Source organism: Myxococcaceae bacterium JPH2 (assembly GCA_016458225.1).
Taxonomy (GTDB): Bacteria; Myxococcota; Myxococcia; order Myxococcales; family Myxococcaceae; genus Citreicoccus.
The window spans coordinates 168,897-192,738 of record JAEMGR010000015.1 but is presented as its reverse complement, the minus strand read 5'-3'; the positions used below and the strand labels follow the sequence as shown (position 1 = coordinate 192,738).

General features: G+C 70.2%; 18 protein-coding genes. 8 read left to right on the top strand and 10 right to left on the bottom strand.

What is annotated here, in order from left to right; all coding sequences use genetic code 11:
- Positions 1-3: 3 nt before the first annotated feature.
- Positions 4-1,182 carry a hypothetical protein gene (locus tag JGU66_22890; GenBank protein MBJ6763627.1) on the bottom strand — a complete coding sequence of 393 codons (1,179 nt, stop codon included), beginning with the start codon at positions 1,180-1,182 and terminating at the stop codon, positions 4-6.
- 9 nt (positions 1,183-1,191) lie between these two features.
- Positions 1,192-2,409 (bottom strand): cysteine desulfurase, encoded by a 1,218-nt coding sequence (locus JGU66_22885; GenBank protein ID MBJ6763626.1) that lies wholly within the window; start codon positions 2,407-2,409, stop codon positions 1,192-1,194.
- A gap of 316 nt (positions 2,410-2,725) precedes the next feature.
- Between JGU66_22885 and JGU66_22880 the strand changes: the two genes are divergently transcribed.
- From JGU66_22880 to JGU66_22870, 3 genes are all read left to right on the top strand, one after another.
- Complete coding sequence (locus tag JGU66_22880) at positions 2,726-3,622, top strand: amidinotransferase (protein MBJ6763625.1); 897 nt, start codon at positions 2,726-2,728, stop codon at positions 3,620-3,622.
- Positions 3,615-4,415, top strand: coding sequence for a hypothetical protein (locus JGU66_22875; protein MBJ6763624.1), 801 nt, complete (start codon positions 3,615-3,617; stop codon positions 4,413-4,415). Before JGU66_22880 ends, JGU66_22875 begins: the two co-directional genes overlap by 8 nt.
- 105 nt (positions 4,416-4,520) lie before the next feature.
- On the top strand, positions 4,521-5,285 hold the full coding sequence (locus tag JGU66_22870) for a hypothetical protein (protein MBJ6763623.1): 765 nt from the start codon (positions 4,521-4,523) through the stop codon (positions 5,283-5,285).
- On the opposite strand, the gene JGU66_22865 is transcribed toward JGU66_22870, so the two are convergent.
- Positions 5,286-5,939, bottom strand: a complete 654-nt coding sequence (locus JGU66_22865) for an MBL fold metallo-hydrolase (GenBank protein MBJ6763622.1) — start codon at positions 5,937-5,939, stop codon at positions 5,286-5,288.
- Positions 5,940-6,064: 125 nt separating this feature from the next.
- Here JGU66_22865 and JGU66_22860 point away from each other — a divergent pair, with 125 nt between their 5' ends.
- Complete coding sequence (locus tag JGU66_22860; protein ID MBJ6763621.1) at positions 6,065-7,957, top strand: lipase maturation factor family protein; 1,893 nt, start codon at positions 6,065-6,067, stop codon at positions 7,955-7,957.
- Between the two features lie 189 nt (positions 7,958-8,146).
- Positions 8,147-8,989, top strand: coding sequence for an Ig-like domain-containing protein (locus JGU66_22855; protein MBJ6763620.1), 843 nt, complete (start codon positions 8,147-8,149; stop codon positions 8,987-8,989).
- 291 nt (positions 8,990-9,280) lie between these two features.
- Here JGU66_22855 and traB read toward each other — a convergent pair whose 3' ends face one another.
- From traB to JGU66_22830, 5 genes are all read right to left on the bottom strand, one after another.
- Positions 9,281-10,915 (bottom strand): outer membrane exchange protein TraB, encoded by a 1,635-nt coding sequence (traB, locus tag JGU66_22850; GenBank protein ID MBJ6763619.1) that lies wholly within the window; start codon positions 10,913-10,915, stop codon positions 9,281-9,283.
- A complete protein-coding gene (locus tag JGU66_22845) occupies positions 10,912-13,158 on the bottom strand; it encodes a hypothetical protein (protein ID MBJ6763618.1) in 2,247 nt (748 codons plus the stop codon). The genes traB and JGU66_22845 overlap by 4 nt, the downstream gene beginning before the upstream one ends.
- A gap of 166 nt (positions 13,159-13,324) precedes the next feature.
- Positions 13,325-14,389 (bottom strand): hypothetical protein, encoded by a 1,065-nt coding sequence (locus JGU66_22840; GenBank protein ID MBJ6763617.1) that lies wholly within the window; start codon positions 14,387-14,389, stop codon positions 13,325-13,327.
- A 72-nt stretch (positions 14,390-14,461) separates the two neighbouring features.
- On the bottom strand, positions 14,462-14,863 hold the full coding sequence (locus tag JGU66_22835) for a helix-turn-helix transcriptional regulator (protein MBJ6763616.1): 402 nt from the start codon (positions 14,861-14,863) through the stop codon (positions 14,462-14,464).
- 121 nt (positions 14,864-14,984) lie between these two features.
- Positions 14,985-16,739, bottom strand: coding sequence for a 50S ribosome-binding GTPase (locus JGU66_22830; GenBank protein MBJ6763615.1), 1,755 nt, complete (start codon positions 16,737-16,739; stop codon positions 14,985-14,987).
- A 103-nt stretch (positions 16,740-16,842) separates the two neighbouring features.
- Here JGU66_22830 and JGU66_22825 point away from each other — a divergent pair, with 103 nt between their 5' ends.
- Complete coding sequence (locus JGU66_22825; protein ID MBJ6763614.1) at positions 16,843-18,216, top strand: thioredoxin family protein; 1,374 nt, start codon at positions 16,843-16,845, stop codon at positions 18,214-18,216.
- Here the strand turns inward: JGU66_22825 and JGU66_22820 are convergent.
- The gene (locus tag JGU66_22820) at positions 18,205-19,371 is read right to left on the bottom strand and encodes a metallophosphoesterase (GenBank protein MBJ6763613.1); all 1,167 of its coding nucleotides are present in this window, start codon (positions 19,369-19,371) and stop codon (positions 18,205-18,207) included. The two genes, JGU66_22825 and JGU66_22820, sit on opposite strands and share 12 nt — an antisense overlap.
- 30 nt (positions 19,372-19,401) lie before the next feature.
- Complete coding sequence (locus JGU66_22815) at positions 19,402-20,523, bottom strand: LuxR family transcriptional regulator (GenBank protein ID MBJ6763612.1); 1,122 nt, start codon at positions 20,521-20,523, stop codon at positions 19,402-19,404.
- Between the two features lie 344 nt (positions 20,524-20,867).
- Here JGU66_22815 and JGU66_22810 point away from each other — a divergent pair, with 344 nt between their 5' ends.
- Both JGU66_22810 and JGU66_22805 read left to right on the top strand, forming a co-directional pair.
- Positions 20,868-22,040 (top strand): amino acid deaminase/aldolase, encoded by a 1,173-nt coding sequence (locus tag JGU66_22810; protein MBJ6763611.1) that lies wholly within the window; start codon positions 20,868-20,870, stop codon positions 22,038-22,040.
- A gap of 4 nt (positions 22,041-22,044) precedes the next feature.
- Positions 22,045-23,367, top strand: coding sequence for an FAD-binding protein (locus tag JGU66_22805; protein MBJ6763610.1), 1,323 nt, complete (start codon positions 22,045-22,047; stop codon positions 23,365-23,367).
- The last annotated feature ends 475 nt before the right edge of the window (positions 23,368-23,842 follow it).

Genomic DNA, 23,842 nt, shown 5'->3' with positions numbered 1-23,842 from the left:
GCTTCATCCCGTCACGCTGAGGCGTTCCGGCGTGGCGGCGTCATGGCGCAGGGCCCAGGCCTCCGCGACCCACTCCGCGATCTGCTCGGGAGTCAGGCTCGTGGTGTCGAGGTGCCGCTCGCTCCAGGGCGTGCCCGAGGGGCGCGCCGCGCTCTCCGACACGTGCACCACCAACCCGGTGCCGGGCACGCCGCGCGACCCGTGAGCCCCCAGGCCCACGAACACCGAGGGACGCGCGCGCAGCACCGCGCGCAGCACGTCGCCGAGGCGCTCCCAGGCCACGGGGTCGCTCGCGAGCTGCGCCTCGCGCGCCAGCATGGCGGGCGTGGGCGCCGGCGCGACCTGCTCCGCGAGGCCCTCGGGACCAAAGCGCACCGTGCCTTGCTCGACGGCACGGAGCAGCGACTCCAGCGCCGCGCCCAGGCTCTTGCCCGGCGAGGCCGCCTCGTGGCGAGCCGCCAGTCGCAGCACGGCCTCGGGGCGGACCAGCGCCCAGCCCAGGCGCGTGGCCAGGGTGCGCGCCGCTTCCTCACGGATGGCTGAAGACTCTCCCGCGAGTTGGATGCACGCATCCGTTCGCGTCGTCGGCGTGCTCAGCAATCGGACGGACTCCTCGTTGGCCTCGCGATGCTCGGTGGGCGGCGCGTCCAGCGGGACCCAACGCGCGCCACGCTCCTCGAGCACGCGGTGCAGCTCCGAGCGCACGAAGTGCCGGCGCACGTTTCCTCCGCCGAAGCCCCAGATGCTCTCGGGCGTGGCGCCCGCCTCCTGGTACACGTAGCGGTCCGTCTCCACGAGCTGATCCACGGGCGGGCGGTAGCCGAGCCGCGTGGTGAAGCCCGTGCGCTCGATGAGGTCGCACGAGACGGGCACCACGTGCGCATGGCCGTGGGTGTCACCTCGGTCCGCGCAGTGGAAGCGACAGATGGCGGAGCGCCCGTGCTCGTACACGCCCACCTCGCCGAACACGGCATGCACGCGCGCGGCGATCTCCTGCTGCGCGCGGCGGAAGCACTGGTACTCCCACGCGGAGAGGTCCTCCGCGGACGGCACATGCGTCTCGGACACCACCAGCAGGTGGCCCGCGAGCGCCGGCCGCGCGTCGCACATCACGCGGGCTCCAGGCGTGGTGAGCAGCACGCGCTCGTGTCCTGCGATTCGACAGAAGGGACAGTCATTCATGGTGGGTTCTCAGGAATGTGCGGTGGGAAGGCGGGCGTGGAGGACGGCCCGGACGATGTGCTCGGCGGCGGTGTCCACGTCCTGCTCGGTGGTGAAGCGGCCCAGGCCCAGTCGCAGGCTCGCGTTGGCCAGGTCCTCGGACACGCCCATGGCCAGCAGCACATGGCTGGGCCGCAGGTTGGTGGACATGCACGCCGAGCCCGTGGAGAGCGCCACGTGGTGCTGCACCTGTTCGATGAGCAGCTCGCCGTCCACGCCGTCGAAGCTGACGTTGAGGTTGCCGGGCAGTCGGTGCTCCAGGTCTCCATTCACACTGAGCCCCGGCGCTTGCGTGCGCAGCCGGCTCAAGAGGCGCGTGCGCAGGCGCAAGAGGCGCGCGGACTCCTCGGCCATCTCCGCCTGGGCCAGCGCGCAGGCCTTCCCGAGCGCGACGAGCTGATGCACGGGCAGCGTCCCCGCCCGGAGTCCTCCCTCTTGTCCCCCGCCGTGCACCTGCGGCGCCAGGCGTCCGTGCGCGGCGCGCGGGCCCACGTACAGCGCGCCCACGCCCTTGGGAGCGTAGAACTTGTGGCCCGACAGCGAGAGCAGGTCGACCCCCAGCTCACGCGGCTTCACCGGCACCTTGCCGGCGGTCTGCGCGGCGTCCGTGTGGAGCAGTGCGCCGTGCTCCTGGCAGAGCGCGCCAATGGCGGCGATGTCATTGAGCACGCCCGTCTCGTTGTTGGCGTGCATCACGCTCACCAGCACCGTGTGCGGACGCAAGACGGCCTGGACGTGCTCGGCGCGCACCCGTCCGTCCGAGGGCACGCGGAGCACCGTCACCTCGCAGCCCTGGCGCTCCAGCCACCGCACGGGCTCCAGCACCGACTTGTGCTCGACGGCGGTGGTCACCACGTGGCGCCGCGGCGCGCGGCTGGCTTGCGGCACCCCGAGCAGCGCCAGGTTGTTGCTCTCCGTGGCGCCGCTGGTGAAGACGATTTCATCCGACTCCGCGCCGAGCAGCTCCGCGACGCGCGCGCGAGCCTCGTCGACCGCGCGCTCCGCCTCCCAGCCATAGGCATGCAGCCGGCTGGCGGGGTTGCCAAAGCACTCCACCAGGAAGGGCCACATCGCCTCGGCGACGCGCGCATCACAGGGTGTCGTCGCGTGATGATCCAGATAGATGGGTGCCGGTGTCCGAAGCGCGGAGACCTCCGCACGAGCGGTCGCGGGCGCACCACTGCCCATGAGATGAATTGACGTTCTGCCCGGTTCCAAGGTGTATCCCCCCCGCGGGCGCGCCATGTCCTGAGACACGGTCGTGACCCACTTGTGAGGAATATATTGCAAATCAGGCTCATGAGATAAGTGGCCACTTGCTTGATTTGATGTGTTGAAAGATTTTCAGGCGATGTCGTGACTTGCTGCGTCCAATGACTTGCAGCGCATCGCGTTGCGCGTCAGGGAATGCCTTGCATGTGTCTGTCTTGCCCCCGTGGGGCGCGGACGACCTTGGCCCGCGTTGTGGGCGCGCGGGGGCCAGGAGTAGAAGTCCTGGGTCATGATGGATTTGTTCCTGATGTCGCCGCCGGGGCGCGGCTGGGCGCTGCGCGGGCGCTCCAACTTCCGCAGTCGGGAAGCCGCGCAGGTGGATGCGCGGGGCGCCCGTCGTGAGTGGTTGGCGCTGGCGCGAGGCATCGAGGCGCGCGGCGGCACGGTGGTCGCGCTGCCCTCACCCTCGGAGGTCCTCACGGGGATGCCCTACGCGGCGGAGTGCGGTCAGGTGATTGCGCGCGAGTCCGCGCCGCCCTTGTTCCTGCTGCCTCGGATGATGAGCGCCCATCGCCAGGAGGAGCGGGCGCACTGGGCCCCGCTGGCGCGCGCCCTGGGCATGGAGGTCGTGGACCCTGGCGTGGGCATCTGGGAGGCGCACGGGGATGTGGCCACCTTCGAGGGCGTGACGTTGTTGTTCTGGGGCGGGCGCACCACGCGCGACGGATTGGACGCGGCCGCGCGCTACTTCCCTGGGGAGCAGCTGCACCTCCAGGTCCGCGAGCCCGCCTTCCACGGCAACATGGCGGTGCTGCCGTTGCCCGCGGTGGGCCGGATGCTCGTGTGCCCCGACGTCCTCGCGCCCGAGTCGCACGCGGCGCTGCTGCACCGCCTCGGCGCGGAGCGGCTGCTGACGGTGAGCGAGGCGGAGATTCGCCACTACGCGACCAACGGACTCCCGATGGGGCAGGACCTGCTGGCGCCCTCGGTGGTGCCCGAGCGGGTGGTGCGGCTCGTGGAGTCGCTGGGAATGCGGGTGGTGTCGCTGCCCATGCCCGAGCTGACGGAGAAGGGCGGCGGCTCGTCGCGTTGCCTCGTGTCGCGCGCGTGGGTGGACCCCTCGCGTGTGGTGATTCCGGAGGCCTTCCGGTTGTCCTCTGTCGCGCGGGAGCTGGAAGCCGATGGGTGACGCGCTCGCGACGATGGCGGCGGAGTTCCAGCGCGACCATCCCGCGTTGTCCTTCGCCGCGCTCGGATCCGCGGTGCATGCGGAGTCCCTGGACCTTGCGCCCGCGGGCATTCGGGTGACGCACCTGCCCGCCGAGCAGCACGAGGCCCTGGCGCGGCAGTACCTCGCCCTCAACCAGTTCGCGTTCGGCGGAATCGGTGTGCCGCGCTGGGTGCTGTCGGACCTGTACTTGATGCCGGGTGCGGTGGGGCTGGTGCGCTGTCCGGCGCGCATGCTGAAGCCGGGCGCGCGCGAGCACCTGGGGCTGGCGGAGGATGCGCTCGCGGTGGGCGCGGCGTACTACGCGGCGCCTTCGCTGACGCCGGGGTTGTTCATCGGGGTGTCGCTGCTGAGCTTCCTGCCCGGCACGGGGGCGGGCGCGTGGGTGAAGGCGCTCACGCTGCGCATGCTGCGCGCGACGCGACTGCGCGGCGTGGCGCAGTGGGACAACCTGAGCCTGCGCGTGCACACGCGACTGGGCGCGCTGCGGCTCGTGGGGCGCGTCCCGGGAGGCCACGAGTACGCGGAGCGCACGTTCGTCTATGAGACGGACCTGCGGGACGCGACCGCCGTCGCGACGGCCATGGCGCGCGGCTCGGGCAGCGTCGCCACGCGGCGGATCCCGGTGACGGACCTGGAGGCGTTGGGGACGGTGTTGGCGCGCGCCGAAGCGGGACAGCGGGTGGAGATTGTTCCTCCCGGATTGGACGCCGGGCACGTCTTGTTGCGCGAGGTTGCGCCTGGGCGGGAGTGACCGCTCACGGCGGCATCCGTCATCAGGAGGAGGGGACGCAAGGCTCAGGGGCCCCACTCGTTTTCGCGATATGGCCACACGGCCAAGTCACTTCCGGAGTTCCACATGTCCTTTCGTCGCCTCGTGTTCCCGTCGTGCCTGTTGTTGTCCTGCCTCTGGACGTCGTCGTGCGGGTCCTCGGGTGTCTCGTACGCGTCGGACTACGGGAGTGAAGGGGGCGCTCCCTCGACTCCGACGGTTCCGGCGGACAAGGTCGTGCGACCGGATCTGCTGACGATGCGCTTCAGCGTTCGGCAGGAGTCGGAGGTCCCCGCGCAGGCGCTGCCTGCGCTGAAGGCCGTGGTGGACAAGCTGGTGCGCGCCGCCGCTGAGGCCACGCACGCGGAGGTGGTGCCGCGCATGAAGACCTTCGGCACCGAGACCGGAAGCCTCCGCAAGTTCTCCACGGATCCGGAGAAGGCGTCCATCGCCGTGCATGGAGAGCTGCAGGTCGCGATGCCGGCGACGATGGACTTCTGGGCGCGCTCGGAGCTGATGGCCCGGCTGCTCCAGGTGTCCAAGACGACGGCCAGCGAGTCGGAGAAGCAGGGCGTGCGCTTGTTCTTCAATGCCCCCGAGGCCTCGCTGCGCGACGCGGACGCCCACCGCGCGGACTTGCTCCGTCGCTGGGTCGAGCGGACCCGCGCCTTCACGCTGTCCGCGCAGTCCGAGGTCGCGGCGCTGGGGCCGGTGGATTGCTCCGCGCCGGAGGCTGTGCAGCAGCGGCCCGTGTCCCTGGAGGAGGTGGCGCTCACGTTGCCGGTGAACTGCCGACTCGCGCTGTTGCCCGTTGCCCCGGGGCCGAAGATGGCGGGCGGCGCGGTGAAGTAGTCAGGGCGCGGGAGCCGATGGCGCCTCGGTGTCGCGCTCGAGCGCGCGCCGGAGCGCCGAGGCCCCGTCCTTCACGATGGGCTTGCCGTGCGCGAAGCACACGGTGTCCACGGGCAGGTGGTCCAGGATGCGCTGAATGCTCACGCGCGTGCGCGCGGGCTCATCCTGGTACTCGCTCGGGACGAAGCGGGGCGTGCCGTTGCCGTCATGGGTGAGCAGGTCCGAGATGAAGACGACGGCGTGCGGATGCATCTGGAGCCACAGCGTGAACATCGCCTCGGTGGGGCCGGGCGTCTGGAACGTGCTGAGCCCGCCGGGCAGCGTGTCGCCCGCGACGTAGTGGTAGTCCGGTGACTCCTCCAGGCCCAGCGCTCCCTCGGGCGCCCAGACCGGAACGCCGAGGCTCTTGCGGAAGTGCCACGCCGAGCGCTGGTGATTGCCCGCGGTGAGCACGATGCCGACGATGGAGCCCAGCCGACGCAGGCTCTGTTCGTCGATGGGCAACGGGTCGATGAGCGTGACGGCGCCGTCCTCGTCCACCACCGCGTAGGCGTCGCTCCGCATCCCCCCGATGCGCTCGTCCGCGAGGGTCCAGTGGTGCACGCCGCGCACCACCTCCATGGTCTTCCGGGCCTTGGCCTTGGGCTCGCTCATGCCGTCAAAGCTAGGCACCCTCATCTCGTTGCCACCCTCTGCCCGACGTGCCGCCCTCCGAGCGGCCCGCCAGGCTTGCTCCCCCGATGCCCGGTCCGCGTCCATCCTTCGAGGATGGGGGAGGCATGCGCGCGGCCGTGAGGACTCGACCCCTCGTGCTCTACGACGGGGACTGCGGATTCTGTCGGCGCTGGGTTCGGCGGTGGATGGAGCGCACGCAAGGCCGCGTGCGGTTCGAGCCCTCGCGGTGGTGGCTGCGCGCGCTGCTCGGCATCTCCCGCGAGGAGGCGCGGCGCGCGATGCAGTTCGTGGAGCCCGAGGGCCGACGGTCCTCGGGCGCGGAGGCCGTCTTCCGGATGCTCACCTGGTCGCCCCGCGTCGGCACGCGCTGGCTGGCGGCGTTGGGCTTGCTGCCGGGCGTGCGGCACGTCGCGGGGAGCGTGTACGCGGTGGTGGCGCGCCACCGTCGAGGCGCGGCGCGATGGGACCGATGGTTGTTCGGCCGCTCGACGCAGGTGCCCCGCTATCGCGCCGTGCGCTGGGTGTTCTTGCGACTGCTGGGCGGCACGTTCCTCATCGCGTTCACGTCACTGGGGAGTCAGGTGCTCGGGCTCTATGGCGCGCGTGGCATCCGGCCCATTCGCGAGGCCGTGGATCCACCGCTGCGCGCTTCCGCCTCGCGGCATCGTGGGTGGAGGGCTCTGTCGCTGTTCTGGTGGGATGCCTCGGACGCGACGCTCGTGCGCGGGTGTCGCGCGGGGCAGGCGCTGTCGGTGGCGCTGCTGTTCGACGTGGCGCCTCGCCTGAGCGCGACGCTGCTGTGGGGCTTGTACCTGTCCTATGTCTCGCTGGGGCGTGAGTTCCTCTCGTTCCAGTGGGACGTGCTGCTCCTGGAGATGGGGCTGCTCGCGGCGCTCACCGCGCCCGGTGGACTGCGGCCGGGACTGGGTCACCACGAGCCGGCCGCGTGGGAGGTGCTCCTCTTCCGCCTGCTCGTGTTCCGGCTGTACCTCGGCTCGGGGTTGAGCAAGCTCCAGTCGGGAGACCGGACGTGGCGCGAGCTGACGGCGTGCGGCGTCTACTACGAGACCGCGCCGCTGCCGACGCGAGGCGGCTGGTACGCGCACCACCTGCCGCGAGGGTTCCAGCGCGCCGCCACGCTGTTGGTGCTGGGATTGGAGACCGTGGTGCCGCTCCTCGTCTTCGGTCCGAGACAGGCGCGGCGCTTCGCCTTCGCGTGCTTCACATTCCTCCAAGCCGTCATCAGCGCCACGGGCAACTATGGCTTCTTCAACCTCCAGGCCTGGTCGCTGGGGTTGTGGCTGCTGGATGATTCCTCGCTGCGGCGGGTGGTGCCGGCTCGGCTGTGGAGGGATGCGCCGCGACCTCGCCCGAGATGGCGCGCGGTGCTGTCGGCGCTGGCCGCCGTGCCCGTGGGCGTCCTGAGCGCGACGGAAGTGCTCCAGCGCTTCTCGTGGTGGCCGCCGAGACGACCACGCCGCGTCCTCGAATGGTTGGACCGCTTGGAGGCCGCCGCGCGTCCGCTGCACTCGCTGAACCGGTATGGCCTCTTCGCGGTGATGACCGTGAGTCGTCCGGAGATTGTCGTGGAGGGCTCGGAGGATGGGGTGCACTGGAGGCCGTACCCCTTCCGCTTCAAGGTGTCGGACGTGCGGCAGGTGCCTCGGCAGGTGGCCCCGCATCAGCCGAGACTGGATTGGCAGATGTGGTTCGCGGCGCTGGGGCGGCCGCCCTCGTGGTTCCTCGCGTTCCTGGGGCGGCTGCTGGAGGGCGCGCCCGAGGTGCTTGGGCTGCTGGCGGGCAACCCCTTCCCGGACGCTCCGCCCCGGCATGTTCGCGCGTGGCTGTACGACTACCGCATGACCTCACGCGAGGAGCGCCAGCGGACCGGGGCGTGGTGGCGGCGCGAGCCCCTGGGGCCCTACGTGCCGCCGCTGCACCGAGTGCCGGGGGACGGGCCGGAGTGGATGCCGCCTCGACTTCAGTGGAGCGAGTAGGGGCCGTGTCTCTCGCCGCAGGGCGAGCGAACGAACGCGCGGGGTCTTTTCACGCCAGCCGCGCGAGTGAACGGTAGACTCGCGCATCCCCGTCCCGGGCCGCTGTTCCGGGACGGGAGCGCGTCGCGGTACCGCCCGAGCCTCGGACGGCGTCCCCGACGCGACGACCCGACTCCCCCTCCTCGTGCCGTGACGACGTCGCGCCTGCCTGTTCGCCCATTCCTTGGCCTCCTCGCCCTCAGCGTGCTGAGCGCGTGCGGCCCCACGCCGACCACCATCACCCTGCAACCTCCCGAGGTGCGCTACCTGCGCGCGACGGGACAGAGCGTGGCGCTGGAGTACACCGTCCAGGATGCGGAAGGGCAGCGCATGGCGAGTCCTCGCCTGCGCTGGACCAGCTCCGCGCCCGAGGTGGCCTCGGTGCAAGACGACGGCACCGTGGTGGTGCGCAAGTCGGGGAAGACCATCATCGGCGTGCAGGGAGGTCGCGCGAAGGCGGCGGTGCCGCTGGAGCTCACCATCCTCAGCGCGCTGGATGTGCGAGCCCCGGGCTCGGACTTCGTGGAGACGGGCCGCACCATCAAGCTGCACATGGTGGCGCGCAACGAGCAGGGACACATCATCCCCAATCCGGCCATCGCGTTCCGCTCCAGCGATGAGGCGGTGGCGTACGTGAAGGACGGTCTGCTCGTGGCCGCGTCGCCCGGAGTGGCCACGGTGACGGCCTCGCTGGGACACTTGAATCGAGCCATCGCCGTGCAGGTCGTGCCCGTGGACTTCGTGCGCCTGGGCCTCAACCTGACGTCGTACACGTTCAAGAAAATGGGCCAGTCGATTCAGCTCCAGGCCCGTGCGTACAACCGCAACGGCGCGGTGCTCGACAAGGTTCCGCTGGAGTGGTTCTCGTCGGACGCGTCCGTCGTCACGGTGTCCCCCGAGGGGCGAGTGACCGCCGTGGGCGTGGGCCGCGCGGTGGTCTCCGTCGTCGCGGGACGCCGACGCACGGCCGCGGACTTCATCGTCGGGCGGTGAGTGGACTCGGCTGCTCCGGCGTCTTCGTCATCGAAGGACGCCGGTGCACGCGCCACGCGACGCCGTGTCGCGTGATGCGCGCGCGTCGCCGCGCCTCTGCCCTGGTCGATGGGGCGCCGTGTTCGCCAGCGGGTCTCCGCGTGGTGTGGTGATTTCGTGCGGAGGAGGGGAGCGCGCTGGCGCAGTCAGCCGAGCCTCCTCTCGGAGGGCTCGAAGCACAGCGCCGATTCATTCTGTGGAACCAGGACGCGCGGCCTCTGTGGCGAGGCCGCGCTCCTGTGATGCTCGCGCTTACTTCTTCGCCCCGCCAGGGGCAGGCGCGACGGGGGCAGAGGTCGGCTTCGCGCGTCCGCCCTTGCGGCCCTTCTTCGCCGGAGGCTCTTCATCCGGGCACGGCGGACGCGGTCCCTCGCTCGGAGGCTGGATGGTGAACTCGACGCGGCGATTGAGGGCCATCCCCTCTTCGCTCTCGTTGTCCGCCACGGGCCGGCTGCGCCCGAAGCCCTGCGAGCAGACCCGCTCCGCCGCGACGCCGCTCTCGATGAGGAAGCGCTTCACGCTCGCGGCGCGGCGCTTCGACAACTCCAGGTTGTAGGCGTCGCTCGCGCGTGAGTCCGTGTGTCCTTCCACGAGCACCCGGTCGATGCTCGTGTTGTCCGTCATCACGCGAGACACCTCCTCGAGGATGGGGAAGGACTCGGAGAGGATGACGTCCTGGTCGGTGGCGAAGTTCACCTGCTCCAGGATGACGATCTTGTTCCCCGACATGCGCGCGAGCGGGCAGCCGTCACGGCCGTGGCTCCCAGCAGGTACGTCCGGACACTTGTCGAGTCGGTCCACGACCTTGTCGTTGTCGCGATCCGTATCCGGGCAGCCCGCGTTCTCCACCGGGCCCGCGATGTCCGGGCAGCGGTCCTTGTCACCAATCACCGAGTCGCCGTCCGGATCCACGGGCGGAGGCGGAGGCTTGGGCGGATCCTTGAAGCGCTCCAGGGCCTCCCACTCGCGCGTCTTCGCGGGCACCCAGATGATGGACGTGAAGAAGCTCAGCGTGGGCGAGCCCAGCGAGCATCCACATCCCGCGCCGCCGCCGAACGTGAAGGTGACGCCCGTGGAGCTGTACCAGCGCAAGCCGACGAGCAGCTCCGCGGGCACCTGCCGAGCCTGTCCCGGCAACTTCTCCAGGCCCACGGCGCCGCTGACCATGGCCAGGGCGGTGATGCCGCTGCCGCGCAGGATGGGGACCTCGGTGCCCAGGCCGAACGGCGCCATGTCCCCGAGCTTCACGTTGTTGAAGATGTGGTCCGGTCGCTTCCAGAAGCCCCCGTTGAACGCGAGGAGGATGCCGGACTCGAAGCGGTAGTCGACCACGAGCCCGGGCGCCCACGTCAGCTCGCCATCGCTGGCGAACGCCTCCTGGTCACCCGAGGGGAAGCTGACGTTGAGGGTGAGGGCCGCGCCGAAGCCATGGCCCTCCGCGGGACGGCGCAGGCCTGGGACTGCCACCTTGCCCGTGAGGCGAAGGTCCCCGAGCACGGAGCTGGCGACAGAGCCCTCGGTGCCGATGACCTCCAGGTTCTGTCCGCCCTGCGCGAGGATGAGGGGAACATCCACGCCCACCTCGGCCCAATCAAACAGACCGACCGAGCCCATGACGTCGAGCTGCAGGCGGTTGCCCACGAGGCTGATCTTCCCCACGTCCCCGTCCTTGGGCACGAGGGTCAAGGGATTGAACGTGTAGCTGAAGTACGGCCCCGCGGACGCGGACAGGTGCGACAGGGGCCGCGACTGGCTCACCAGCACGAGGTCCTGCGGCGCACCCGACGGCCGGAAGAGCTGGATGTCGAAGCGAGCGTCGGGCGCGCCGAGGGCAGGAGTGGCCAGGCCCAACGCCAGCAGGAGGATGAGGGAGAGCGAGGGCTTCATCGGACGCGGCGGGAAGGGCGGAGGAGCATGAAGCCCGCGGCGAGCAGCAGCATCATGACGGTGCTGCCAGCGGGGGTGGCATCGGCGGTGGTGCCGCAGCAGAAGGCGCCACCCTTGGGCTCGGTGCCGGGTTTGCGCCGGCCGCGCTCACATTGCTGCGTATCGGACGAGCAGAACTGGACGCCGAGGCAGTCCCCGCTGTCCTCGCACGAGGTGCTGCACGTTTTCGAGGAGAGGTCGCAGGTTCCACCGCAGGGACAGTGCGCGTCCGCGTAGCACTCGACGCACGCGGTGCCGTCGCAGACGAGCCCCGCCGCGCAGCTCACCGCGCACGCTCCGGTGTTGGTGCAGCTGTGCGTCGTCGCGTCGCAGGAGCCGCTGCCGCAGTCCGTGTCATTGCGGCAGCCCACGCAGCTGCTGTTCTGGACCGAGCCATCCGTGAGGCAGAACGGGGTCGCGCCCGTGCACGCGGTGCCGCGCGAGCCGCAGTGCCGGTCCGTGGTGGAGGAGGCGCACTCGCCACTGAGGCAGTACTGGCCCGCGCCGCACTCGAGGTCGTTGCGGCACTGCACGCAGACCTCGCCGTCGAGGCAGAAGGGGCGCTCGGTGGGGCACTTCGAGCAGCCGGGGCCGCAGCGGTCAGCGGTGTTGCACTCGGGGACTTGCGTCACGCAGCGCCCGTTGGCGGTGTCGCAGCGGAGCCCCGCGGCGCACTGGCTGTCGGACGTGCACTCGACGCAGGACGGCGGCGCGCCCGGGGTCGGGGCCGCGCACTGGGTGCCATTCGGGCAGCAGTTGCACGAGTTGCCGGCGCAGGCCGTGTTGCTGTCACAGACGACGCAGACGTGGTCGGAGCAGCGCAGGCCGCGCTCACAATCCGCGTCCTGGTTGCATTCACGGCACTGGTGGGTCTCGGTGGCGCAGACCTGCTTGGGCGGGCAGTTCTTGTCGGTGAGGCACTCGACGCACGTGGCGGTCGGGACATCGCAGAGCTGGCCGTTGGGGCAGTCGCCGTTGTCGTTGCATCCGCGGCAGGTGTTGTCGCTCAGGTCGCAGCGCCCGGTCTGGGGACAGTCCGTGTCGTCGTTGCAGCCGCGGCAGACGTTGTCGCTGAGGTCGCAGCGCCCGTTGGGGCAGTCGCCGTCGTCATTGCATCCGCGGCAGAAGTTGTCGGTCAGGTCGCAGCGCCCATTGGGGCACTGGGAGTCCTGGGTGCACTGCACGCACTTGGTCACTCCGTTGAGTTCGGCGCAGATCGGAGTCGAGGGGCCGCACGCGAGGCACGCGGAACCACACGAGAGCGCAGTGTTGCAGGGGGCGCAAAGCGCAGCAGCGTTGCAGTAGTAATACGGGCCGCAGGTGCTGTTGCCGTCCTTGTTGGCGTCGTCGCGATTGCACTGCTCGCACTTGTTCAGGTCGGTGGGGTACGAGGGGCGACCGTTGTCGGTCTGGAAGAACTGGGCGGTCTGTGCGAGCGCGAAGTTGGCGCTTGATAGGGGGACAACTGGGGAATCGTTGGCGGTTCGCTCGTAGTCTGTGAATGAGCCGTCGAGAATTGAGAGCTCTAGCGCGCCATGCTCTACGATTTGGACGTAGAGGAGTTCAACGGGGTAAAGGCCGGAGTGATAAAACGTAACGCTATTGGTTGTTCGCCACGTTGGCGCTCCGAGTTGAGGCGGGCGCAGGACGATGTTGTAGCGCTGCTTGGCGCGATCAATGACGGTCAGGCTAATTGCGTCGTCGACATAGAAGCCGAAGTGCAATGGCCGATTCGTCATGCCTAGTGTGACGTTGAGATAGCCTCGAAATCGAGAAACGAATGATGTGTTTGAGGCGTTGTAGTGGAAGCCACATCCTCCCGGAGGACAGTCTGCGACCACGCCGACGAAATCGCCGTAGCTGAGCACGCGACCGTCGTTAAGATTGTTGGAGAGATCGAACGCCGTGCGGAGGACCGAGCTAACTCGAGTCGGCTTGGTCTCCTCCATGTATGTGTTCAAGTCCCCAATATATGTTGCGGTGCTCTGTGGGAACTCGTTGAGAGTTTTCGTCCACTTGCTCGACGCCATGCAGAGCCCGGTTCCCACCTCACTTGGCGAAGGGGCGACGGGGTCTCCCGTGACGAGGACGTCCGGGAGTTTCTGGGCCATCGCGGGGAACGCGGAGAGGCACGCCAGCAGCAAGGGAAGCGCGGCATGCGCGCGGAACGGGTGGGGGCTTGGTCGCACGGCGCGTGACAGCATAACGCCCCCTCTGACGATCTCAATCTTCCTCCCACGCAGAGCGTCGCTGTCGCCGCGTCGAACCCACAGGGTTCTGTGCCGCGTGCGTGACACACTCGGAGGTCCGCCCCTGATTCAAATCAGGAGAGCACCGCAAATCCGTGCGAGCGCCGTGCGCCTCCCGCCGCTACGCGCGACGACACGCCACGTCACCGTCCTGGGAGCGGATGAACGCGGCCGCCAGCTCGGAGCCGAGCGCCGCGCACAGCACCTCGAAGGTGCGCCGCCGCGCGCCACCGACGAACGCGGGCTGTCGCGCCAGCGTCTCCGGATGCCGCACGAAGACGTTGTACCCGAGGATGCACCCATCCGCGCGCAGCACGGTGATGCCGTCCGTCGCCAGCATCCCGCGCAACAGCTGCGCCGTGGCGCGCACCGCCGAGGCCGCCGCGTCATCTGGCGCCGCTTGATAGCGGTCCAGCAGCGACACCACGTCCAGCGGACGCGGCAGCAGGATGCCATCCACGAACAGCGCGGAGCCCGCGCGCTCCCGAGGCAGCACCGCCACGAGCGTCCCGTGCGAGCCCTGCATCACCTCGAAGAACACTCGCTGGAAGAAGCCCCGCGCGGCCTCGCGGCTCGAGGGCAACACCTGCTCCGTGACGGCGTGCGCCAGGTCGCGCAGCACCACCGACGGTGGGTCCACGTCAACCCGTGCGCCTGACAGGTACACGTGTCGGCAGAGGTCGCCTCCTGCGCGCAGCTCGATGATGTTGTCGGCGAGCTGCAGCACCCCAACGACATGCGACGCCTGCGTCCCCGCGCGGCGCAGTCGCTCCAGGGGCGTCTCGGTCAGGGGGAACGGGTCGGTGCGGAAGATGCCGTAGGTGAGCCCCTCCGGCACGCGCAGCAGGTAGAGGGCCCACCAGCGGCCTTGTCCCAAGGGCGCGCACTGCTTGAGGGCGCGCTGGATGGTGGCGCGGTTGCGCGGCCCCGAGCCGATGGGAATGGGGTCATGCCCACCGAGCAGCTCCAGCATGTCCCCCAGGTCATCGCCCACGAAGGCCATCGGGAAGAGGGGCGCGCCCTCCTCCCGGTAGCGCGACAGCGTGACGAGCAGCTCGCTCAGCGCGTCCGCCGTCTGGGCGCAGGGCATCTCCGCTGAGTCGAGGAAGCTGCCGACGGCCTCGGTCAACAGGTGGCGGAACGACAGGATGAGAGGGGAACCCGCCTCCGGGTCCGGACCATTCATGGCCCGGCCAGCATGGCCCATCCTCGCGAGCCACGCACGGACGAAGGCTCCCGCTCGCTCGTGGGGCTCCGCTCAGCGGATGGGCTTCTTCATCGCCGCCAGGAGCCGCCTCAGGGCCCGCAGCTCGCCCGGTTCGCAACCCTGCAGTGTGCGCAGGAGGCGCCGGAGCTCCGGCGGGTGCTCGCCCGCCGCGGGCGCTGTCGGCTCGGTGACCAGCGCCAGCTCGATGTCTCCGAGCCCGCCCGTGTCCTCCAAACCCAGCATCCGGTCCGACGGCTCATGCAAGGCATGGCATAGCCGGAGAAAAGTGGGAATGCTGGGAAACGAGCGACCGCGCTCGATCCGACCATAGACCTCGGTGGCCAGGTTGATGCGCTCCGCCACGTCCGCCTGGGTCAGCTTCTGGCGTTCGCGAGCCGCACGCGCGTTCCTGCCGAGCGTCTTCCTCAGTGCCTTCTCACGCTCCCCGTACATGACGCTTGACCTTCCCGTGAAGTCCTGACTGTTGATACGACTGCCTGGATGGGGAGCCCAGGACACACGGAGTGGGTTGGCCGATACGACCCGGCGGGTAGAGAAGTCCGTTCTGTGCTTCTCAGGAGGAGTGCCCTCCAGTCGCAGAGGCACTTGCGACCCTGAGACGGGAGGACACTTGCGTCCAGGCCTCGGTTTGGTCATCGAGGTGTCCCAACAGGTCGGTGAAGATGTGTTGCTCCATTTCGCGAGCCAAAGTGGCTCCGTGCGCGTCGGCCCACTTGCGTGTCACCGTTGCGCGCACCTGCGCACCGAGCAGATCCACGAAGCGCTCGAGCAGCGGTGTGGATAATAACGTGCCAGCCCAGACAACCGCGTCATGTCCGATTCCTCCGGTGGCAACGGTGACGACGGCCGCCGCGCCGGAGGGCACTGAGTAGACGAGGGTGGTGAACGTTTGGAGCAGCTCCTCGCGCATCCCACCTTGGAGTTCGGCGCCCACGAGCTGGCGACAGAAGTCATACAGCGTGATGCGATCCGCCGCGTGCGCGTGGAACGACTCCATTCCCAGAGGCTCATCCAGCCGCGCGAGCGTCGCGGGTCCAAAGGCCTCCGCCAGACGTGCTCGGGTGGCCTCGTCGCCGCGCCACGCGGCCACCTCGGGCGCGAATGCGTCCACCAACCTGCGAAGGCCATCTCTCAGCGTCGCATCCACGGACTGCGTGGGGAGCGCGGCGTGCGCCTCGGGACCGGTGAAGGACTCGCGCACCTTGCGGCTCACGAAGGTGAGCGCCGTGGCCAGTCCTCGGAACGGCAGCCGCACCCAGCGGTGGAACGTGCTGCGCGCATCCAGCTCGTCGCGGAACGCATCGATGAGCACGTCCGCGGGGACGGCCTTGAGCGCTGCCTGCGCGCCCACGCCTTGAAGCTCATGACGCAGGCGCTGCCTGAGTCGATCCGGTTCGCGCGCGGCCCGCTCGGCGGCGTTCGCCACGGTCTCCATCTCCAGGCGCGCGTCCGCGAGTGATGCCGCCAGGGCGCGGGCCTTCAGCTCGCGCGCGTGCTCGGCCTGTCCCAGTCGCGCGGCCAGGGAGGTCGCTCCATCCAAGGGCTGAGTGGCCAGCGGTGCGAGGCCCGCCTCCACGTCCGGCTGATGCGGCGCGAGGTAGCGCGCCAGGGGCGGATGGCCGACATCCGCCGCGAGCTTCTCCAGGTGCGCGCGCGCCACTTCCTCGCGGGTGGCCTCGTTGTAGACGAGCAGATACGGACGCCCATGGCCCACCGCCGCGCGCAGGAAGTCCACCAGCGCCGCGTTCTGGTACGTCTGCCGGCTCACCACGAACACCAGCACGTCCACGGTGACGAGCAGTGCCTCGGCGCGCTCGCGGTTGTCGCGGTACACGCTGTCGAAGTCTGGTGTGTCCATCACCAGCAGGCCGCGCGGCACCGCGTCCGACAGCACCAGATACAGACGCCCTGCGGGACCGGGCTGGTCCACGGGTGCCACGTCTCCCGAGGCCACCGGAATGATGTCGTAGCGGCGGGTGAGGAAGTCCTTCAGCTCGCCCGTCCAGGTCTCCGGGTGCGAGGCCGCCAGACATTGCTTGGTCAGGCCGCCCTCGGGGCGCGCGGGGGACAGGGACGCGCCCGCCAGCGCGTTGAAGAGCGTGGACTTGCCCACGTTGTTGGGGCCGGCGATGGCCACCAGGAGCAGCGGCGCATCCCCCGCGCCGAGCCGGGGAATCAGGTCGCGGCGCAGGCGCTCCACGAGCCTGCGCGCGACGTCGGCGTCCGCGGCTTCGGGGAAGCGCTCGGGAGCGGGCAAGGCATCCAGAGCGGATGCGAGGGCATGGCGCAGGGCGTTGGGGTCCTTCATCGGGCGTGCGCAGGACACCACGGGTGCGAGCGCCTGCCCAGTCGCTCGTCCGCGCCAGCGTCGGCCAGGGACAGCGGTGGGCGGGCGCGATAGGGTGCGCCGCATGCGTACGCTCGTTGCCTGCCTGCTCCTGTCCTTGTCGGGGCTCGTCGCCTGCACTGCCTCGCACGCGAACGTGTCCACCGACGCGTCCCATGCCGAGAGCCCCCTTCCTTTCATCGCGGATGACTACGGCCGCGCGCTCGCCGAGGCGAAAGCCAAGGGCGTGCCGCTGTTCGTCGACACGTGGGCGCCCTGGTGCCACACCTGTCGCTCGATGCGCGCGTATGTCTTCACCGACGCGGCGCTCGCCAAGCACGCGGGCCGCTTCGTCTGGGTGGAGCTGAACACCGACCTGGCGCAGAACGCGGCGTTCCAGGAGAAGTACCCGGTGGAGTTCTGGCCCACCTTCTTCATCATCGACCCGCGCGAGGAGAAGGCCCTGCTGCGCTTCGCCGGCAGCGCCACCGCGCCGCAGCTCGAGAAGCTCTTCGAGGACGGAGAGCGCGCGTACAAGGGCGGCGCCACTGGTGCCGAGGCCCTGCTCGCGCGAGGCGATGCCCTGTATGGCGAGGGCAAGCCGACGGAGGCCGCCGAGGCGCTCACGCTGGCGCTCGCCGAGGCGCCCGCCGACTGGTCTCGCCGAGGCCGCGCGCTGGAGTCGCTGACGATGGCCATGTACGGCGCCAAGCAGCATGAGGCCTGCGCGCGCAAGGCGATTGAAGAGCTGCCGCGCGTCCCGCGTTCGCTGTCGTGGGCGAACAGCGTGCTCAACGGCCTGACGTGCGCGATGTCCTTGCCCGAGGACAGCGCCGCGGGCGCGGAGCTGCGGCACACGCTGGAGGCGAAGGCGCGCGAGGCGCTCGGCCCTCCCGCCATCACCATGACGGCGGACGACCGCTCCGGCCTCTACGAGATGCTCACCGAGACGCGCGAGGCGGATGGCGACAAGGCCGGCAGCCGCGCCGTGGCGGAGCAGTGGCTGTCGTACCTGGAGGGCGAGGCCGCCAAGGCGCCGAACCCCGACGCGCGCTCTGTCTTTGATTCGCACCGCATGCTGGCCGCGATGAAGCTGGAGCAGCCCCAGCGCGTCATCCCCGCCATCGAGCAGAGCGAGCGCGACCTGCCCCAGGACTACAACCCGCCCGCGCGCCTGGCCACGCTGTATCGCGTGTCGGGGCGGCTGGATGACGCGCTCGCCGCGAGCGACCGCGCGCTGACGAAGGTGCAGGGCGCTCGCCGGCTGGGCGTGCTCACGGGCCGGGCCGACATCTACCTCGCCCGCAAGGAGCCGGCGGCGGCGGTGAAGACGGTGGAGGATGCGCTCGCCTACGCGAAGACGCTGCCCGCCGCGCAGGTGTCCCCGCGTCAGGTGGAAGGGCTGGAGAAGAAGCTGGCCACCGTGAAGGCGGCGGCCCAGCCCACCTCAGCGCGGTAGCGCGGCGCGACGGGTGTCCAGGTCGAGCAGCTCGAAGTCCTCGGCCGGACACTCGCGCATGGCGCCGTCGGTGAAGAGGAGCACGGCCTCTCGGGGCCCCGGATTGGCCGGGGTCCCGTGCGCGTACTCCACCCGGGTTCCGTCCGTCACCAGGTGGCGCAGCACGCCGTCTCGCACGGGCCCGGGGCGCTGAAGCAGCTCGCGGGTTCGCTTGTCGCGGGTGTGTCCCACCACCTGCACCAGTCCCGCCGGCAACCGGCGCGGATCGAACCTTCGGCGCGGTGTGCCTCGCACGCGCTGGGCATCCTCGGGCAGCAGGCTGGGGCGCTGGTAGAAGATGCCGCGCCCCTCGCCCTCCGCCGCGTTTCCAGGCGCGTGCAGGCCCGGGATGACGAGCGGCCCCGAGGTCCACGCCGCCACGGCCGCGTCCAGCGCCGCGTTGAGTGCGCGCGCCACCTCGCCCGCATCCGCGCGGTGAGGGCCCGGCACGCCGAGCACGTCCAGGTCCTCGTGCGTGACTCCCGCGTGCAACACGAGGAGGTTCGAGCCCGCGGCGTGGGCCGCGCGGAAGCGCCTCGCGCGCAAGAGGTGCGTCACCCAGTCGCGCTGGGCCTCGTTCCAGGTGCTGAAGTCGCGCGCCACCAGCTCGGCGTTGGGGACTTGGGGCCAGCGCGCGAGGAAGGCCTGCTCCTCGGGCTCATGCGTCGCGTCGCCAACGTAGATGCGGTCCGCTTCGGCTTGGGCGGTGGCGAACGTCGCATCGGTGAAGTCCGCCAGCTCGCCCACGCGGCCGAGGTCATGATTGCCGAGCAGCATCACCACCGCGTCGGCGGGGTGTGTCGCGGACCATGCAAGGAGTCGCAAGGCGCTCGCCGCGACCGCGCGCCGCTCATCGCGTGGGCCCCAGTCGAAGCAGTCGCCCACGAGGACGAGCTGACTGTCGGGCCTCAACACGCCGTCGTCGCCCAAGAGACCGCGCGCCTCCAGGATGGCGAGGAGGTGCTCGAAGTTCGCCTGGGGGTCTCCCATCACGACGCGGAGGGCGCGCGGCGCTCCTTCCGCTGGGACAGAGACAGGGCCGCGCGCGACAGCGGCGTCGGCGCGCGTGAGTGCGGCGTGGATGCGAGAGGCGCGAGAGGTGCTCACGCGCGGCATCCTAGGCACGGGCGCGCGCGGATGCCCGGCTCACGCCGCCTGGAAGAAACGAGAGATGAGCGCGGAGCGGCTCTCGACCTGCGCCTTGTTCAGCAGATGGGTGACGTGCACCTCCACCGTGCGCTCGGCACAGCCCAGGTGCGCGGCGATGGCCTTGTTCGTCTCGCCCTGCACCACGTGCTCCAGGACTTGAATCTCGCGGGCGGTGAGCGCCCACCGAAGGGCCAGCCGCCGCACGCGCGTGGTGTGGTCGGGAGGGGGGCCTGGATCCAACACCAGGAAGTGATCCGGCAGGCCCGGGCTGCGCAGCGAGCTGGAGAACAATGGCCCTGAACCTGGAACGCTGCGCAGGCAGTCGCGGACCTGAGAGGCGAGCCCGCGCGCGTCTTCGTCCAATCGCTGACGGCCCGCCTTGTTGGTGTGCACCACCCGGCCCGTCGCGGTGACGACCCAGGCGGGGCGACCCAGCGCCTCCAGCGCCGCCTCGAGCGCCGAGCCCAGCAGCCCCGCCTCGCGCAGTCGCGTGTCCATGGCCAGCCTGCGCTGGAGTGCGGGCGTCAACGACTGGAGCAGCAGCTCATCGCGCTCGGTGAAGGGCTCGGTCCGGAACGCTCCCACCCAGCCCAGCAGCGTCGCGCCTTCGCAGACGAGCGTGCGCAGCTGCGCCATGCGGTCCAATCCCAGTCGGCGATACAGCGACCCGGTGCGCGCGGTGACTCGCTCCAGCGTGCGGGCCCACTGCTCCGCGGGAATGCCTAACAGCTCCCAGGGCTCCGAACCCGGCGCGTACAGTGGAGGTTCGCTCTGTGTGGTCTCCGCCAGAGGGCGGAAGCGCAGGGCCTGGTTGCGCTGGGACGGCGCCGGATGGGCGGGATCGAAGTAACCCCATGGGTCACCCACTCCCGGGAGGAACTCGTCCAGGACTTCCGCCAGGACATTCGGAGATTGAGGAAATCCCGCGCAGTGAGAATAAGTCGCGTGGTAGCGCTCGGGTCCTACTTCGACGCCATAAGCCACGGCGCGCTCAGCGCGCAGGGCATCTTTGAGGGCGGCCACCACGGCGGGCATGGCCTCCGAACCCGGCTCCATATTCGCCAGCAGCGCCTCGAGGTCTCGCAGCAGGTGCTGATCCTCGGAAGTCATTTGAATCAAGATTTACTGATTATAGACGGCACAGGATGCAGGAGGTGGGGTATTGGCGCCGAATCCGCTCCGAGCTGCCGCCCAGTTGATACTCTCAGTGCGGGCGCGTTTGGCGGGTAAGGTTGGACCTACGGGTTTTCACCGATTGAATCGCATTTCCGAGGGCGAGACACTTTGATCCGTGCCCGCGGGGGGGTGGGCCCATCGGAAGTTGCTGGATCGCGTGAGCGCGCGTCGGGTGTCCGGCTGGGGCGCCCGACGCGCTGCCCCTTCCGGCCGATTCACGGCGGACCTCCCTGTCGCGTCATGATTCCGCCGGCTGCGCTCCGGCGCGCCAGAAGGAGCGGAGCCACATGCCGCGCGACCATGCCTATTACGCGAAGGCGCTGGAGGGACGGCGACTCCCGCTGGCGTTCGTGGACCTGGACCTGCTGAAGGACAACGCCACGGCCCTGGTCCGCCGCGCGGGAGGCAAGCCCATCCGGCTGGCCACCAAGTCCGTGCGTTGCGTGTCGCTCATCCGGCGCGTGCTCGAGACAGTCCCTGGCTTCCAGGGGCTCATGTGCTACCGCCCCGATGAAGCCGTGCGGCTGCGCGAGCGAGGCCTGACGAACCTGTTGATGGGTTATCCGGTCGTGGATCCCGAGGCGCTCGCGGAGCTGTGTCGTCCACCTTCGCCCGTCACGCTCATGGTGGATTGCGCCGAGCATGTCGAACTCGCGGCGCGAGCGGCCCAGCGCCATGGCGCGCGCGTGCCCTTGTGCCTGGACGTGGACCTGTCGCTGGACCTGCCGGGCCTGTGGTTCGGCGTGTATCGCTCGCCCGTGCGCACGCCCGAGGATGCGCTGAAGGTGGCGCGCGCCATCGCGGCCTCGGAGGGGGTGTTCCTCGCGGGGGTGATGGGCTACGAGGCGCAGCTCGCGGGCGTGCCCGATGCGTCACCCTTCGCGGGCATGAAGAACCTGGCGGTGCGCGCGCTCCAGCGCGGCGCGGTGAGGGCGGTGCATGCGCGGCGCGCGGCGATTGTCCGAGCGCTGGCGGACGCGGGCTTCTCGCTGTCGTTCGTGAACGGCGGGGGCACGGGCAGCCTCGAGTCCACGCGCGCGGACGCGAGCGTCACGGAGCTCGCCGCGGGCAGTGGCTTGTTCTCTCCCGCGCTCTTCGATGGCTACCGCATGTTTCGCCATCAGCCCGCGGCGGCCTTCGCCATCCCCGTCACGCGTCGGCCCGCGCCGGGCATCTTCACGCTCCAGGGCGGTGGCTTCGTCGCCTCGGGGGCGGCGGGACTGGACAAGCTGCCCCGGCCCTACCTGCCGGAGGGGGCTCGGCTGTTCCCGTTGGAGGGCGTGGGCGAGGTGCAGACACCCATCGCCTACGACGGGCCCGTGCCGCTGCCGCTGGGCGCGCCCGTCTTCTTCCGGCACGCGAAGGCCGGGGAACTGTGCGAGCACTTCCGGACGCTTCTGCTGCTCTCCGAGGGGCGGGTCGTCGAGGAGGTGCCAACCTATCGGGGCGAGTGGGGGTGAACGGATGCGGCACGCGAAGGCGGTCGGCAAGACGACGTGGCGCAACTGGTCCGGCGCGGTGGAGGCGCACCCGAGCGCGTTCCTGCGCCCCGCGGACCTGGACGCATTGAAGGCCGCGCTGAGACAGGCCAGCGCCCAAGGTGCCACGGTGCGCGTGGTGGGCAGCGGGCACTCGTTCCCGCCGCTGTGCGCCACCGACGAGACGATGCTGTCCGTCGACGCGCTGACGGGCGTGGAGGCGGTGGACGCGGACGCGCGCGAGGCCACCGTCTGGGCAGGCACGCCGCTGCGGGAATTGGGACGTGAACTCGCGCAGCGGGGCCTGGGGATGGAGAACCTGGGCGACATCGACAAACAGTCGCTCGGAGGCGCGCTCGGCACGGGGACGCATGGCACGGGCGCGCGCTTCGGCGTGTTGGCCACACAGGCGCGTGCGCTGACGCTGGTCACGGCGCGCGGCGAGGTCGTGGAGTGCTCCGAGGAGACGGAGCCTTCGCTGTTTCGCGCGGCGCAGGTGTCGCTCGGCGCGCTGGGGGTGATGGCGCGCGTGCGGCTGAAGTTGTTGCCCGCGTATCGGCTGTCGCTCGCGCGCCGCACGATGTCGTTGGAGGAATGTCTGGCGGGGCTCGACACGGCGCGCGCCACGCATCGCCACTTCGAGTTCTTCTGGTTCCCTCACACGGACCGGGTGATGACCAAGGCGATGGACCTCACCGAGGAATCGCCCCGGGGCATGGGCGTGGGGCGCTGGTTCAACGAACTGGTGCTGGAGAACGCCCTCTTCGGCGCGGTGAGCCGCGCGTGCCGAATGAAGCCCTCGTTGTGCGCGCCCGTGAGCCGGCTGTCGGCGCGACTCGCGTCAGAGGGCGGAATGGCGGGCGCGAGCCACGCGATGTTCGCCACGCCTCGGTTGGTGCGCTTCCAGGAGATGGAATACGCGGTGCCCGTGGAGCGCGGCCCCGAGTGTCTGCGCGAGCTGCAAGCCTTCATCGCGCGCGAGCAGTTGGGTGTGCACTTCCCGGTGGAGTACCGCTTCGTGCGCGGTGACGACATCTTCCTCAGCCCCGCGCACGGCGGAGACCGCGCCTTCATCGCGGTGCATCAGTACCAGGGCATGCCCTTGGAGCCCTACTTCTCCAGCGCGGAGGCCATCTTCCGCAACCACGGTGGGCGTCCGCACTGGGGCAAGCTGCACACGCAGACCGCGGCGACGCTGAAGGACCTGTATCCACGCTGGGCGGACTTCCATCGCGAGCGAGAGCGTCTGGACCCGGAGGGTCGCTTACTCAATCCCTATCTGCGCCGCCTCTTCGTGGAGTCGCCCTGACCCAGTTGGCTCGCGGGTCTGGTGACAACACGCGGGGCGCGCGTAGGCCGTGACGCACCCTTGTCGCGTGGGCTTCGCGCCTTGCTGCGACTCGTCATCCGCAACGCCCTGAAAACGCTTTGCCCAGGTGTCGGCACGGCGCTGGCTAGGACTCCTGTCGCACGTGAGTTCGAGCGAGCCGCAGGGCAGGCAGGCGTCGTCGAATGCGGGTGGGTCGGTCCGGACGTCGGCGCGACTCCCGTACGATGGGCGCGGCTGTGCGCTCTCACGAAGCGTCGTGACGCGTTCAGGGCCGGAGCGTCACGGACACGAAGGGGAGGCTGTGCATGCGACAAGCGTCGCGGTGGAAGCGCGCGATTTGCGCCTCGATGTTGATGCTCGCGGTGGGATGTCGAACGCCGGTCGCGGGAGGTCCGCTCGCGGCGGGGGATTCCTCGGCGGGCTCGGACTCGGGCAACTCCAGCCAGGGGGATTC

What these genes read in the sequence shown, in the direction of transcription:
- traB (MBJ6763619.1), bottom strand. Translation starts at nt 10,915, where the DNA reads ATGAAGCCCTCGCTCTCCCTCATCCTCCTGCTGGCGTTGGGCCTGGCC.
- JGU66_22875 (MBJ6763624.1), top strand. Translation starts at nt 3,615, where the DNA reads ATGGGTGACGCGCTCGCGACGATGGCGGCGGAGTTCCAGCGCGACCAT.
- JGU66_22835 (MBJ6763616.1), bottom strand. Translation starts at nt 14,863, where the DNA reads ATGTACGGGGAGCGTGAGAAGGCACTGAGGAAGACGCTCGGCAGGAAC.
- JGU66_22810 (MBJ6763611.1), top strand. Translation starts at nt 20,868, where the DNA reads ATGCCGCGCGACCATGCCTATTACGCGAAGGCGCTGGAGGGACGGCGA.
- JGU66_22805 (MBJ6763610.1), top strand. Translation starts at nt 22,045, where the DNA reads ATGCGGCACGCGAAGGCGGTCGGCAAGACGACGTGGCGCAACTGGTCC.
- JGU66_22825 (MBJ6763614.1), top strand. Translation starts at nt 16,843, where the DNA reads ATGCGTACGCTCGTTGCCTGCCTGCTCCTGTCCTTGTCGGGGCTCGTC.
- JGU66_22820 (MBJ6763613.1), bottom strand. Translation starts at nt 19,371, where the DNA reads ATGCCGCGCGTGAGCACCTCTCGCGCCTCTCGCATCCACGCCGCACTC.
- JGU66_22870 (MBJ6763623.1), top strand. Translation starts at nt 4,521, where the DNA reads ATGTCCTTTCGTCGCCTCGTGTTCCCGTCGTGCCTGTTGTTGTCCTGC.
- JGU66_22865 (MBJ6763622.1), bottom strand. Translation starts at nt 5,939, where the DNA reads ATGAGCGAGCCCAAGGCCAAGGCCCGGAAGACCATGGAGGTGGTGCGC.
- JGU66_22885 (MBJ6763626.1), bottom strand. Translation starts at nt 2,409, where the DNA reads ATGGGCAGTGGTGCGCCCGCGACCGCTCGTGCGGAGGTCTCCGCGCTT.
- JGU66_22890 (MBJ6763627.1), bottom strand. Translation starts at nt 1,182, where the DNA reads ATGAATGACTGTCCCTTCTGTCGAATCGCAGGACACGAGCGCGTGCTG.
- JGU66_22830 (MBJ6763615.1), bottom strand. Translation starts at nt 16,739, where the DNA reads ATGAAGGACCCCAACGCCCTGCGCCATGCCCTCGCATCCGCTCTGGAT.
- JGU66_22845 (MBJ6763618.1), bottom strand. Translation starts at nt 13,158, where the DNA reads ATGCTGTCACGCGCCGTGCGACCAAGCCCCCACCCGTTCCGCGCGCAT.
- JGU66_22880 (MBJ6763625.1), top strand. Translation starts at nt 2,726, where the DNA reads ATGGATTTGTTCCTGATGTCGCCGCCGGGGCGCGGCTGGGCGCTGCGC.
- JGU66_22840 (MBJ6763617.1), bottom strand. Translation starts at nt 14,389, where the DNA reads ATGAATGGTCCGGACCCGGAGGCGGGTTCCCCTCTCATCCTGTCGTTC.
- JGU66_22860 (MBJ6763621.1), top strand. Translation starts at nt 6,065, where the DNA reads ATGCGCGCGGCCGTGAGGACTCGACCCCTCGTGCTCTACGACGGGGAC.